Raw genomic sequence first — 12,978 nt, 5'->3', positions numbered from 1 at the left:
CGTCCTGCCCGTGATGTACCGGGTCTTGCACACCGTGGTCCCTCCCGTGGCCAAGGCGGTCTGGCGCCCCCACATCACCGGACTGCACCACGTGCCCGACACCGGGCCGGTCATCCTGGCGAGCAACCACCTCAGCTTCGCCGACTCGGTCGTCATCCCGATCGTGGTGCCCCGCAAGGTCGTCTTCCTCGCCAAGTCCGACTACTTCACCGGCACCGGCCTGAGCGGCGCCGCGTCCCGGGCGTGGTTCGGGGGACTGGGCATGCTGCCGGTCGACCGCGACGACTCCGCCGCGGCGATGGAGTCGCTGCAGACCGCGCTGGAGGTGCTCGAGCGCGGCGAGGCCTTCGGCATCTACCCCGAGGGCACTCGCTCCCGCGACGGCCGGCTCTACCGCGGCCGGACCGGGGTCGCCCACCTCGCGCTGACCTCGGGCGCCCCGGTCGTCCCGGTGGGGCTCACCGGCACCCAGCACCTGCAGCCCATCGGTGCCCGACTGCCACGACTGGCCGAGGTCACGGTGAGCTTCGGTGCCCCGATCTCGGTGGGGGAGGAGTACGCCGGCGTCCCGCGCGGCCGTGCCCGACGAGACCTCACCGACCGGGTCATGACCGCCATCGAGGCCCTCAGCGGCCAGGAGACCGCGGGCGCCTACAACGACGGGCCGCCCGACGCCTGACCCGGACCCCGCCGACGGTGTCGGGGGTGCGTGGTTGAGTGGGGCGCGTGCCAGCCACGGAGACCACCTACACCCTCGCAGCGCCGCAGGTCGCGGCTCCGGCACCCACGCTCGACGAGTGGCAGCAGCGCGTCGTCGACCACCCGGGTGGACCGCTGCTCGTGCTGGCCGGTCCCGGCACCGGCAAGACCACCACGATGGTCGAGGCCATCGTGGAGCGCATCGAGCAGCGGGGTGCCTCGCCGGACCAGGTCCTGGCACTGACCTTCTCCCGCAAGGCCGCCGAGCACCTGCGGGACCGGGTCACGGCCCGGCTCGGGCGCACCATGGCCACCCAGCTCAGCTCCACCTTCCACTCCTTCGCCTACGCCTTGGTGCGTCGCCACGCCCCGGCCGAGCTCTACGAGGGCCCGCTGCGGCTGCTCTCCGCGCCCGAGCAGGACGTCGTGCTCCGCGAGCTGCTCACCGACCACCCCGAGTCCGTCGCCTGGCCCGACCGGTTCCGTCGCGCGCTCGGCACCCGCGGCTTCGCGCACGAGGTGCAGTCGGTGCTCGGCCGTGCCCGCGAGAAGGGCATGGACGGCCACGACCTGCGGGCCCTCGGCGAGGCGCACGACCTGCCGGAGTACGTCGCGGCCGGGCTCTTCCTCGAGCAGTACCTCGACTCGCTGGACTCCCAGGGCGCCGTGGACTACGCCGACCTCATCCGCCGCGCCCGCATCGAGGCCGAGGCCCACCAGCCCGAGCTGCGCGCGCAGTACCGCCACGTCTTCGTCGACGAGTACCAGGACACCGACCCGGGCCAGGTGGCGTTGCTGCGGGCGCTCGCCGGCGACGGTCGCGACCTGGTCGCGGTCGGCGATCCGCACCAGTCCATCTACGGCTTCCGCGGTGCCGAGGTGCGCGGGATCCTGGAGTTCCCGACCCAGTTCCGTCGCACCGACGGCGCCCCGGCCGACGTGGTCGCGCTCCGCACGACGCGGCGGTTCGGCACCAACCTGCTGCTCGCCTCCCAGCGGGTCGCCGGCCGGCTCGGCCTGCCCGGCACGATCCCCGAGCAGGCCAGGACGGCCTTCCTCCAGCCGCGCACCGCCGAGGGCATGCCGACGGGCAAGGTCACCGTCCACACCTTCGACACCGAGCGCGCCGAGGCCGAGCACCTCGCCGACCTGCTGCGGCGCGCGCACCTCGAGGACGGCATCGCCTGGGACGACATGGCGGTGCTGGTGCGTTCGGGCCGGGCCAGCATCGGCCCGCTGCGTCGCGCGCTCGGCGCCGCCGGGGTCCCCGTCGAGGTCGCCAGCGACGAGGTCCCACTGGTGCGCGACCCCGCCGTCCAGCCACTGCTGGACGCGCTGCGCGCGGTGGTGCACCTCGACACCACCGACCCCGCCGACCCCGACCACCTCGACGCCGGTCGGGTGGAGGGCCTGCTCACCGGGCCGCTGGGTGGCCTGGACGCCGGCGACGTACGCCGCCTGGCCCGCCAACTGCGCCACCGCGACAAGGCTGCGAGCCAGACCGACGGTCGTTCGCCGCGCCACTCCCGCGACCTGCTCCGCGGCGTCCTCACCGAGGAGGGGGCGCTGGTCGGGCTGGAGGGAGTCGAGGTCGATCGGGCCGACGCGCTCGTGGGCCTGCTGTGGCGGGCGCGGGCCCGCTTCGACACCGGCGCGTCGGCCGAGGAGGTCCTCTGGGAGCTGTGGGCCGGCACCGACTGGCCGCGGCGACTGCGCCGCAACGTCGAGTACGGCGCCGGGGCCGCCCGTCGCGCCCACCGCGACCTCGATGCGCTGTGTGCGCTCTTCGACCTCGCGGCCCGGGCAGAGGAACGCCGCGAACACCTCGGCGTGACCGCGTTCCTGGAGACGCTGGTGCAGCAGCAGATCCCCGCCGACACCCTCGCCGACCAGGGCGTGCGCGGATCGGCGGTGCGGCTGCTCACCGCCCACCGCTCCAAGGGGTTGGAGTGGCGCCTGGTGGCGATCGCCCACGTCCAGGCCGAGGGGTGGCCCGACCTGCGCCGGCGCACGACGCTGCTGCAGGCCGACCGGCTCGGCGCCGGCGAGCTCGTGCCGCCGGTCACCAGCCGGGAGCTGCTGATGGAGGAGCGGCGGCTGTTCTACGTCGCTGCCACCCGCGCTCGCGAGCGGCTGCTGGTGACCGCGGTGCGCTCGCCCGAGGACGACGGCGACCAGCCCTCCCGCTTCCTGGCCGAGCTGGTGGCCGACCCGCAGCAGGTCACCCACACCGTGGGACGGCCCCGGCGACCGCTGTCCCTGGCCGGCCTGGTGGCCGAGCTGCGACGCACGGTCGCCGACCCCGCGGCCGACGAGGGACTGCGGGAGGCCGCGGCCCAGCGACTCGCCCGCCTCGCCGGTGAGAGCGCGGGCGGCCGGCGCGTCGCCGCGGCCGCCGACCCGGCCACCTGGTGGGGCACGCGGGCGCTGAGCCGGTCCGAGGTCGCGGTGAGCGACCCGGAGCAGCCGGTGGCGATGTCGGCCAGCAAGCTGGAGGGCATCCAGGGCTGTCCGGCCCGTTGGTTCCTGGAGCGGGAGGCCGGTGGCGCCGGCCCGGGCCACCAGGCCGCCAACCTCGGCACGATCCTGCACAAGCTCGCCGAGCAGGTGGCCAACGACAAGGCACCGGCCGACGTCGACGAGTTGATGGGTCACGTCGAGCGCGTCTGGGACCGCATGGAGTTCCGCACGCCCTGGGCGCGCGACCGCGAGTTCGCGCGTGCCCGTGCAGCGCTCGAGCGGTTCCTCGCCTGGCACGCGCGCAACGACCGCGCGCTGCACGCGACCGAGGTGGAGTTCCGCACCGAGATCACCCTCGAGGACGGTCACCGGGTGCGGCTGCACGGCTTCGCCGACCGCATCGAGATCGACGCCGACGGCGACGTCGTGGTGGTGGACCTCAAGACCGGGCGCAGCAAGGCGCCCAAGATCGAGGAGAACCTGCAGCTCGCGCTCTACCAGCACGCCGTGGACGAGGGGGCTCTCGACGAGCGCGTCGGCCGTCCGGTGGCCTCCGGCGGCGCCGAGCTGCTGCAGGTCGGCCTCGTCGGCGCCGAGGACTACGTGGTGCAGGCCCAGGCCACCCAGCGCGACTCCGGCTCTGCCCGGGAGGACTTCCGCGCCACCCTCGCCGGCGCGGTGCAGCGCATCCGCGAGGAGGACTTCCCGGCCATGCCGGGGCCGCACTGTCGCTGGTGCGACTTCCAGCCGCTGTGTCCGGCCCAGTCGACCGGATCGGTGGTCTCCCAGTGACTCGCATCGACACCCCCGAGGCGTTGTGCCGCCGGATGGGGCTGGACTACGTGTTCAGCGACGAGCAGTGGGCCGCGATCTCCGCGCCGCTGGAGCCCGCGGTCGTGATCGCCGGCGCCGGGTCGGGCAAGACCACGGTGATGGCGGCGCGGGTCGTCCACCTGGTCCTCACCGGCCAGGTGCGGCCCGATGAGGTCCTGGGGCTGACCTTCACCACCAAGGCGGCCTCCGAGCTGCGCCACAAGATCCTCGAGGCACTGACCACCGCCGGGGCGCTGGACCTGCTCGCGCCGCGAGAGGTCGCCGAGGACGGCGGCGCCGACGTCCTCGAGCCGACCGTGGCCACCTACAACGCCTACGCCGCCGGCCTGCTCACCGACCACGGCCTGCGCATCGGTCACGAGCCCGACACCCGTGTCATCACCGACGCCGTGCGCTACCAGCTCGGTGCCCGCACCATCGATCGTCACACCGAGCCGATCGAGTTCCTCACCGACCACGCCGACACCGCGATCCAGAACCTGCTGGCGCTGGAGAGCGCGATCAGCGAGCACCTGGTCAGTGAGCAGCAGGTGCGCGACTTCGACGCCGAGCAGCGCCGCCACTTCGAGGCCGCCCTGGTCGAGGAGACGGCCGGGAAGAACCGCAAGACCTACAGGGACGCCGTCGCCGCGGCCATCCACGCCATCGACCGTCGCGCCGAGCTGCTCGGCCTCGTGGCGGCGTACCGCCGGCTGAAGGCGACCTACGGCGTCATGGACTTCTCCGACCAGATCGCGCTCGCGGCCCGGCTGGCGCAGGAGCAGCCCGAGGTCGGTGCGGCGGAGCGAGGCAAGTTCCGGGTCGTCCTGCTCGACGAGTACCAGGACACCTCGGTCGCCCAGGCGATCATGCTCTCGCGCCTGTTCTCCGGCGACGCCGCCGACACCGGTCGCGGACACGCGGTGACCGCCGTGGGTGACCCCAACCAGGCGATCTACGGCTGGCGTGGCGCGTCGGTGTCCAACATCCTCGACTTCGCCACCACGTTCCCCGCCGCGGACGGTCGTGAGCGGCGCGACCACCTCAGCATCTCCCAGCGGTCGGACCGTCGCATCCTCGAGGTCGCCAACGCCCTGGCCGCCCCGCTCTACGCCCGGTACGGCGACCAGGTGGCGCCGCTGCGCCCCGCTCCCGGCAAGGCCGAGGGCCGCGTCGACGTCGCCGTCTTCGAGACCGACCGCGAGGAGCTCGCCTGGCTCGCCGAGGCCGTGCGTGCCGCCCACACCGGCGCTTGGTCCGACATCGGCGTGCTGACCCGCGACAACGCCCACGCCGAGGGCGTCTTCGACGCACTCACCTCGGCGGGCATCCCGGTGGAGATCGTCGGCCTCTCCGGGCTGCTCCGGCTCGCCGAGGTCGCCCACGTCGTGGCGGTGCTGTCGCTGCTGCACGACGTCACCGACAACGCCGCGCTGCTGACCCTGCTCTCGGGACCCCGCTGGGCCGTCGGGCCACGCGACCTGCGGCTGCTGGGGCGGCGCGCCCGCGAGATCGCCGGCCGGGACGGACGCGTCGACTCCGAGGCACCGGACCTCGCCACCCAGGTGGTCGAGCTCGCCGACGGCATCGACCCCGCCGAGATCCCGTGCCTGGACGACGCGCTCGCCGACCCGGCGCCCACCGAGGAGCACCGGGCGGCGTACTCCGCCGAGGCGCTCGAGCGGTTCGCGTTGCTGCGCGACGAGCTGCGCCTGCTGCGCTCCCACGTCGGCGAGCCACTGCTGGACCTGGTGCGCCGGATCATCGACACCACCGGTGTCGACGTCGAGCTCGCCTCCTCCGGCGCCGCCGCGGCCGAGGCGCGCCGGGACAACCTGGACCTGTTCGTCAAGGCCGTCGCCGACTTCCAGGCCGTCGACGGCGAGGTCAGCCTGGTCTCGCTGCTGGCCTACCTCACCGCCGAGGACGAGCAGGGCAACGGCATGGACGTCGCGACCCCCACCGAGGCCGACTCGGTCAAGCTGCTCACCGTCCACCGTGCCAAGGGCCTGGAGTGGGACACGGTGTTCTGTGTCGGCGTGGGGGAGACCCGGTTCCCGGCCACCCGCGGCCGGACGCGGTGGGTGACCTCGCCGTCGGTGCTGCCCACGCCGCTGCGCGGCGATGCCGCCGACCTGCCGCAGTTGACCGGCCACGACAAGCCGGCGATCGAGGACTACAAGCAGCGCGCCAAGGACCACGACCAGGAGGAGGAGCTGCGGCTGGGCTACGTCGCCCTGACGCGGGCCGCCCACCAGCTGTGGGTCAGTTCCTACCTGTGGGGGCCGACCACGCGACCGTTCGGTCCCTCGCCCTACCAGGCCACCGTCCGCGAGCAGCTGGACCAGTGGGGGGAGGTGCCCCACCAGTGGCTGGACAAGCCCGACAAGGGCGCCCCGCACCCGCTCGCCGGCGACGACCCCGCGGTGCCCTGGCCGGTCCCGCACGAGGGGGAGGAGGCCCGCCGCCGCCGCGATGCCGCGGCCCGTGTGCGGGCCGCCGAACTCGACGCGCCGGACCCCGAGCTCGACGTCGTCGACGCCTCCCGGGTCGCGCAGTGGGACGCCGACATCGACCGGCTGCTCGCCGAGGCGCGCCGCGACCGCGCCGACGAGGTCGTGGTGCCGCTGCCGAGCTCGCTGTCGGCGACCGCCCTGGGTCGGCTCCAGGACGACCCGACCGGCTTCGCGCGCGACCTCGCCCGCCCGATGCCCCGTCCGCCGTCGCCCTCGGCCCGGTTCGGCACCCGCTTCCACGCCTGGGTCGAGGCACGGTTCGGCCAGCAGGGCCTCTTCGACCCCGACGAGCTCGCCGGCCGCGCCGACGCCGGCATCAGCGACGAGCAGGACCTCAAGGAGCTCGTGGCCAGCTTCGAGGCGGGCCCCTTCGGTGACCGGACGCCGTACGCCGTGGAGGCGCCGTTCGCCCTGGTGCTGGCCGGACAGGTGGTCCGGGGACGCATCGACGCGGTCTACCTCGAGGAGGCCGCGCCCGACGAGGACGGGCCGCGGTTCCTCGTCGTGGACTGGAAGACCAACCGCGCCGCGACGGCCGACCCGCTGCAACTGGCGATCTACCGCCAGGCGTGGGCCGAGCTCGCCGGCGTGGACCCCGGGCAGGTCCGGGCGGCGTTCCACTACGTGCGGACCGGCGACCTGGTCGTCCACCACGACCTACCGGACCGCCAGGCCCTGGTGGCGTTGCTGGGGGCCTGACGGTCCGTCGAGGGTGCTCGGTCAGCCGGTGACCCCGTTGAGCTCGTTGGGGGTGTGCGGCAGGTCGTGCGTGTCGGTCACCGACAGGTCGGCGAGGTCCACCACGTGGAGCTGGTCGGTGGCCGGCTCGGTCACGTAGGCGGTGTCACCGAGCACCAGCAGGGTCGGCCGCGGCTCCTGCCAGTCCATGGGCTCTCGCCACTCCTCGGTGACGGCCACGGCGTCGCGTACGGAGGCGTCGGCCACGTCGATCACGCGGAGTCGGCCGTCGGTGCCGAGCACCAGGCCGTCGCCGTCGGGGGTCCGGCCGAGCGAGCGGAAGCTGTAGCTGGCAGGGAGGTCGACCAGGCGCAACGAGGCGTCGCGGGTGTCGATGACCGAGACCCGCGTCGGACGCTCGAGCTCGGCGTCGGCGTCGACCTTGTAGTCGCCGAGCACGAAGGGCGACGCTGCGTGACCGGCCTGGTTGCCGATCCGCCCGTAGTCGTCGGGCGCGTCCACCTTGGTGATCTCGGTGCCGTCGAGGACGAGGACACCGTCCTCGCAGCCGAAGACGGCACGCTCGCCGCCGAAGGCCTCGCCGTGGACGCCGGGGCAGTCGTCGGTGCGGGCGAGCTCGTTGCCGGCGGCGGTGAGCACGGCGATCCCGTCGCGGGAGTCCTCGTTGCCCACGGTCGTCACGAGGTTGCCGCGCTCGTCCCGGAAGGCCACGCCGTGGTGGGCCTCCTCGGTGGTGGTGGTCTCGGTCTCCGGTGTGCCCTCGGCGAGCTCGGCCGGGTCCAGCAGCGTGATGGTGCCGGTGGCGTCGTCGAACAGGGCGGTGGTGCCGTCGTGGGGGACGACGTGTCCGGGAGCCTCGGCGGCGATGGTGAGGTCGGTGAGGGTCGGCTCGGCGGTCCAGGAGTGCCCGTGGTCGCCGTGGGCCTCGGTCCAGGTGCCCAGGTCCAGGGCGGTGAAGCCGCCGGTCGCCGAGACGAACAGGTGGCGGTCGTCGCCGGCGGGACTGAGACGGGTGAACCCCTCGAGCGGCGCGTCGTCCAGGACCTCACCGCTCTCGGCATCCAGGACGAGGATCCCGCCGTCGTAGGTGAGGGCCAGCCGGGGCTCGGCGCCGCTGACCTCGGTGGCCCCGGTGGTGGCCGAGGAGGGGGCGGAGTCCGTCGCCGAGGACGTGGTGGTCTCGGTGGCCCGGTCGGTCGCGGACGAGCCGCAGGCGGTGAGCAGGAGCGCTCCGGTGAGGAGGGGGACCGTCTTCAGTTTGAACATGAGAATCATTCTCAACTGGAAGTCGCGCGGAAGTCAACGCGACGCGGTCGGTGGGCGTCGCGGACGCCCGCCTAGTCTCGGGGCGTGAGGTATCCCCACGAGACGCTGATCGCCGACGCCCACGACCGCCGCGGCGTACGCCGTCGCGACCGGGAGTGGCTGGACGCCCGGTGGCAGGCACCCGACAGCCGCGTGCTGGTGGTGTCGGGCACCCGGGTCCGGCCGGTCGACGGCGCGCTGCCGTGGGTGCCGACCGACGAGGCGCCCGCGGGCCTGCGGCTGCTCCTCGGCGAGCGGGCCGGTGCGACCTGGTGGGCGGTCATCGTCGACCCCGAGGTCGCCGGGGCGGAGCCGGAGCAGTGGTTCCCGCTCCGCGGCCTGCTTCCCTTCCTGGGCGAGGACGACGCGGCTGCACCGTTGGTCTTCCACGCGCTCGGGATGGCCGAGTGGCACTGGGCGACGCGGTACTGCCCGCGCTGCGCGGGCGCGCTGGCGTCCCGCTCCGCGGGCCACGAACTGGTGTGCGAGGGGTGCGGCAAGGTCCAGTTCCCGCGACTCGACCCGGCGGTCATCATGCTCATCAGCGCGGGCGAGCCCGGCAGCGCGGACGAGCGGTGCCTGCTGGGACGCCACCCGGCATGGCCGGAGGGACGCTTCTCGACGCTGGCGGGCTTCTGCGAGCCCGGCGAGTCCCTCGAGGACGCCGTACGCCGCGAGGTGGCCGAGGAGACCGCGGTCGCCGTCGGCGAGGTGAGTTACTTCGGCAACCAGCCGTGGCCGCTGCCCAGCAGCCTGATGCTCGGCTTCCACGGCCGCGCCGTCTCCGAGGGGATCGACTTGGTCGACGACGAGCTCGCCGACGCGCGCTGGTTCACCCGCGAGGCGATGCGCGCCGAGGCCGAGGCCGGCACCCTGAAGCTGCCCGGCGGGGTCTCGATCAGCCGCTCGCTGATCGAGAGCTGGTACGGCGGCCCGCTGCCGGGGAGCTGGTAGCCGGGAGCCGTCGGCCGAGGCCAGCCCGCCTCAGCCGAGTGCGGCCAGCTTCTCCTTGACCTGGGCCAGCGACGGGTTGGTCATGCTCGAGCCGTCGGCGTAGACGACGGTCGGCACGGTCTGGTTGCCACCGTTGGCCTCCTCGACGATCTGCGCCGCATCGGGCTGCTGCTCGATGTCGACGACGTCGTAGCCGATGCCCTCGCGGTCCAGCTGGCTGCGCAGGCGGTGGCAGAAGCCACACCAGGGCGTCGTGTACATCGTGAAGGTGCTCATGCGGGACTGTCCCCTCCGGCGTCTAGTGTCGGTCGCGACGTTCCAACCGATCCCGACGAGGAGTTGTTCCCGCCGATGAGCGATGCCGCCCGTGTCGAGCACCTGCTCGGAGCGCTCGACCCCGAACAGCGGGAGGTCGCGGAGACGCTGCGGGGCCCGGTGCGCGTGTTGGCGGGGGCCGGCACGGGCAAGACCCGCGCGATCACCCACCGCATCGCCCACGGCGTCCTCACCGGCGTCTACGCGCCCACCGAGGTCCTCGCGGTCACCTTCACCACGCGTGCCGCGGGCGAGCTGCGCCAGCGACTGCGCCAGCTCGGGGCGCCCGGGGTCCAGGCCCGCACCTTCCACAGCGCTGCGCTGCGCCAGCTGCGCTACTTCTGGCCGTTGCTGCACGACGGCGCGGACCTGCCCACGCTGACCGAGTCCAAGCTCGGCCTGCTCGGCGGCGCGTGCCGCCGCCTCGGCCTGCGCACCGACCAGGCGACGCTGCGCGACCTCGCCTCGGAGGTGGAGTGGGCCAAGGTCAGCAACGTCTCCGCCGAGACCTATCCCAAGCTGGCCGAGGACCACGGCCGCTCGATCGCCGACCACACCCCCGACGCGGTGGCGAAGGTGATGACCGCCTACGAGGAGGTCAAGCGCGACCAGGGCCGCATGGACATGGAGGACGTGCTGCTCTACACCGCCGGCGTGCTGGCCGGTGACGAGCGGGTGGCCGCCCAGGTCCGCTCGCAGTACAAGTGGTTCGTCGTCGACGAGTTCCAGGACGTCTCCCCGCTGCAGTCGGCCCTGCTCGACCTGTGGCTGGGCGGTCGCGACGAGCTGTGCGTCGTCGGTGACCCCGCCCAGACGATCTACTCCTTCGCCGGCGCCGATGCCTCCTACCTGCTGGACTTCCCGAGCAAGTACGACGCGACCACCTCGATCAGCCTGGTGCGCAACTACCGCTCGACCCCGGAGGTCGTCACCGCGGCCAACCGGCTCCTGGCCGGCACCTCCAGTGCGGGGGTCGAGCTCCGCTCCCAGCAGTCGGCCGGCGTGAAGGTGCGGTTCTCGGGCGAGCCCGACGAGATCGCCGAGGCCGAGCAGGTCGCACGCCGCATCACCGACCTGCACGGGGCCGGCACGGCGTACTCCGAGATGGCGGTGCTGTTCCGCATCAACGCGCAGTCGGAGAACTTCGAGGAGGCCCTGGCCGACCGCGGCATCCCCTACGTCATCCGGGGCGCCGCCCGGTTCTTCGACCGCCCCGAGGTGCGCGAGGCGGTGGTCCGGCTGCGCGGGGCGGCCCGCAGCGGCGAGCACGGCGACCAGCCGTGGCCCGAGGTCGTGCGGGCCGTGCTGGGGGGCATGGGGTGGTCCGCGGAGGCGCCGACCTCCCGTGGCCAGGTGCGCGACCGCTGGGAGTCGTGGCAGGCATTGATCGCACAGGCCGACGACTTCGCCGCCGAACACGGCGCCGGCGCCGGCCTCGGGCCGTTCGTGGCCGAGCTCGACCGTCGCGCGGCCGACCAGCACGCCCCTGCCGCCGACGGCGTGACACTGGCGACCTTCCACGCCGCCAAGGGGCTGGAGTGGGACGCGGTCTTCTGCTGCGGCGTGCAGGACGGGACGGTCCCGATCAGCCATGCCGCGGCCGCCGACGACCCCGCCGCGGTGGAGGAGGAGCGACGTCTGCTCTACGTCGGCCTGACCCGCGCCCGTCGCCACCTGCAGGTCTCCTGGTCTGCGGCCCGCAACCCCGGGCAGGCCGCCCGCCGCAAGCCCTCCCGGTTCCTCGACCCGCTGCTGCCCGACTCCGCGCGCCAGCAGTCCCGTCCCAAGGCCCGCGGCAAGGTCGCGCGGTGCCGTGAGTGCAGCCAGCCGCTGGGCACGGCGGCGGAGAAGAAGCGGGGTCGTTGCGCGCACCACCCGGTCCACTACGACGAGGTGCTCTTCGACCGCCTCAAGGACTGGCGACGCGAACGCTCGCAGGCCGACGAGGTGCCGGCGTACGTCGTGTTCACCGACGCCACACTGGAGCTGATCGCCGAGCACAAGCCCGGTGACGAGCGCGCACTGGGCGCGATCAACGGGGTCGGGCCGAGCAAGATCGAGCGGTACGCCGAGGACGTGCTGGCCCTGGTCGCCGAGGCCGGGTGAGGACGCGGCAGCAAATCGCTGCGAATCAGCCGTTAAATCAATTGCGCGCCGGGTCGGCGCCTCCGTAATGTGTCAGCCGACAGCAACCGCACCGCGCACGACGGCCCTGGCAAGGCCGGCGCCCGAGGCAGGAACCAGGAGGTGACACCGATGAAGAAGTACCAGTTCTCCGCGCCGATGCTCGCGTCCCGCGACTTCGCAGCGCTCCCGTGTGTCACCGCACTGCCCGCGACGGATGCTCGCGGCCTTGCCGCGCGTGGCGCCGCACGGAGCGCCGCCGATGGCCACACCGACGCCCGTCGGGTGCGTCCGATCGGCACGCGCATCGGATTTGCCCACTGCACGGGTTCCCTGTCCTGGAGTCCGCCGACCTAGATCTCGATCAGCTCGGCACCGACACACAGGCCGCGGAACCCGGACCCGGGATCCGCGGCCGACTTGTTTCCTCAACCAGGAATCGGTTCGCCGCCCCCGGGACCACATCGACCAGGTCCCGAAGGAGGAGGTGAAACATGACCACCAGTGTTCTCGAGCCGACGCTGAGCAACCTGCACGACGAGGCTGCCCTCGCCGACGACTACGACCGGCTGCCCTGCCGGGTCAACGACCCGGAGCTGTGGTTCGCCGAGGCGCCGTCCGACGTCGAGGAGGCCAAGGCCCTGTGCACCGACTGCCCGGTGCAGCAGATGTGCTTCTCCGGCGCTCTCGACCGGCGCGAGCCCTGGGGTGTCTGGGGCGGTGAGCTGTTCCTCCAGGGAGTGGTGATTCCGCGCAAGAGGCCCCGCGGCCGACCGCCGAAGAACCGGGAAAGCGCCTGAGGCGCACCCCAGACAACCACCACGACACACCTCGAAGGAGACCTGCGATGAACCAGTGGACCCAAGAGCTGGTGCGGGCCGACCAGGCCCATCGTGCCGAGGGCGCCCTGGTCGGCGCCGAGGCACGACGGGCCGCCCGGGCCAGGCGACTCAGCCGCAAGGCCGAGCGCGCCGCCGGGCGAGCCCGCCTCGCACTTGCCCGATCGCTCTGATCACCGATGCCGGCAAGGACCCGGGCCGGGTACGACCATCGCGTCGTACCCGGCCCGGCTGCGTTCGGGCCCTATCCTCGA

At 73.5% G+C, this 12,978-nt stretch carries 9 protein-coding genes; 7 read left to right on the top strand and 2 right to left on the bottom strand.

Annotated features, from left to right (window positions below; genetic code table 11):
• The first annotated feature begins 13 nt into the window (after positions 1–13).
• From KUV85_RS08680 to KUV85_RS08670, 3 genes are read left to right on the top strand one after another with little or no spacing between them, the layout of a single operon-like run.
• Entirely contained in the window at positions 14–679 is a 666-nt protein-coding gene (locus KUV85_RS08680) for a lysophospholipid acyltransferase family protein (RefSeq protein ID WP_219962811.1), read from the top strand.
• Between the two features lie 47 nt (positions 680–726).
• On the top strand, positions 727–3,951 hold the full coding sequence (locus KUV85_RS08675; protein ID WP_219962810.1) for an ATP-dependent helicase: 3,225 nt from the start codon (positions 727–729) through the stop codon (positions 3,949–3,951).
• Complete coding sequence (locus KUV85_RS08670; RefSeq protein WP_219962809.1) at positions 3,948–7,187, top strand: ATP-dependent DNA helicase; 3,240 nt, start codon at positions 3,948–3,950, stop codon at positions 7,185–7,187. The genes KUV85_RS08675 and KUV85_RS08670 overlap by 4 nt, the downstream gene beginning before the upstream one ends.
• Before the next feature lie 21 nt (positions 7,188–7,208).
• On the opposite strand, the gene aztD is transcribed toward KUV85_RS08670, so the two are convergent.
• Positions 7,209–8,453, bottom strand: coding sequence for a zinc metallochaperone AztD (aztD, locus tag KUV85_RS08665; RefSeq protein WP_219962808.1), 1,245 nt, complete (start codon positions 8,451–8,453; stop codon positions 7,209–7,211).
• A gap of 84 nt (positions 8,454–8,537) precedes the next feature.
• Here aztD and nudC point away from each other — a divergent pair, with 84 nt between their 5' ends.
• The gene (gene nudC / locus KUV85_RS08660) at positions 8,538–9,446 is read left to right on the top strand and encodes an NAD(+) diphosphatase (protein ID WP_219962807.1); all 909 of its coding nucleotides are present in this window, start codon (positions 8,538–8,540) and stop codon (positions 9,444–9,446) included.
• 30 nt (positions 9,447–9,476) lie between these two features.
• Here nudC and KUV85_RS08655 read toward each other — a convergent pair whose 3' ends face one another.
• Positions 9,477–9,722 (bottom strand): mycoredoxin, encoded by a 246-nt coding sequence (locus tag KUV85_RS08655; RefSeq protein ID WP_219962806.1) that lies wholly within the window; start codon positions 9,720–9,722, stop codon positions 9,477–9,479.
• Between the two features lie 75 nt (positions 9,723–9,797).
• Between KUV85_RS08655 and KUV85_RS08650 the strand changes: the two genes are divergently transcribed.
• The 3 genes from KUV85_RS08650 to KUV85_RS08640 all read left to right on the top strand — a co-directional run bounded on the left by KUV85_RS08650 (position 9,798) and on the right by KUV85_RS08640 (position 12,897).
• Positions 9,798–11,867, top strand: a complete 2,070-nt coding sequence (locus tag KUV85_RS08650) for an ATP-dependent DNA helicase UvrD2 (protein WP_219962805.1) — start codon at positions 9,798–9,800, stop codon at positions 11,865–11,867.
• 512 nt (positions 11,868–12,379) lie between these two features.
• Positions 12,380–12,685, top strand: coding sequence for a WhiB family transcriptional regulator (locus tag KUV85_RS08645; protein ID WP_219962804.1), 306 nt, complete (start codon positions 12,380–12,382; stop codon positions 12,683–12,685).
• A gap of 47 nt (positions 12,686–12,732) precedes the next feature.
• Entirely contained in the window at positions 12,733–12,897 is a 165-nt protein-coding gene (locus KUV85_RS08640; protein WP_219962803.1) for a hypothetical protein, read from the top strand.
• Positions 12,898–12,978: the final 81 nt, after the last annotated feature.

This window comes from Nocardioides panacisoli, assembly GCF_019448235.1.
Lineage (GTDB): Bacteria > Actinomycetota > Actinomycetes > Propionibacteriales > Nocardioidaceae > Nocardioides > Nocardioides panacisoli_A.
The sequence above is the reverse complement of the archived record's forward strand: the minus strand, read 5'-3'. Positions and strand labels throughout refer to the sequence as shown.

Bases quoted from the DNA above. Each gene is read 5' to 3' on its own strand.
- KUV85_RS08645 (WP_219962804.1), top strand. From the start codon at position 12,380: ATGACCACCAGTGTTCTCGAGCCGACGCTGAGCAACCTGCACGACGAG.
- KUV85_RS08640 (WP_219962803.1), top strand. From the start codon at position 12,733: ATGAACCAGTGGACCCAAGAGCTGGTGCGGGCCGACCAGGCCCATCGT.
- KUV85_RS08655 (WP_219962806.1), bottom strand. From the start codon at position 9,722: ATGAGCACCTTCACGATGTACACGACGCCCTGGTGTGGCTTCTGCCAC.
- KUV85_RS08680 (WP_219962811.1), top strand. From the start codon at position 14: ATGTACCGGGTCTTGCACACCGTGGTCCCTCCCGTGGCCAAGGCGGTC.
- aztD (WP_219962808.1), bottom strand. From the start codon at position 8,453: ATGTTCAAACTGAAGACGGTCCCCCTCCTCACCGGAGCGCTCCTGCTC.
- KUV85_RS08650 (WP_219962805.1), top strand. From the start codon at position 9,798: ATGAGCGATGCCGCCCGTGTCGAGCACCTGCTCGGAGCGCTCGACCCC.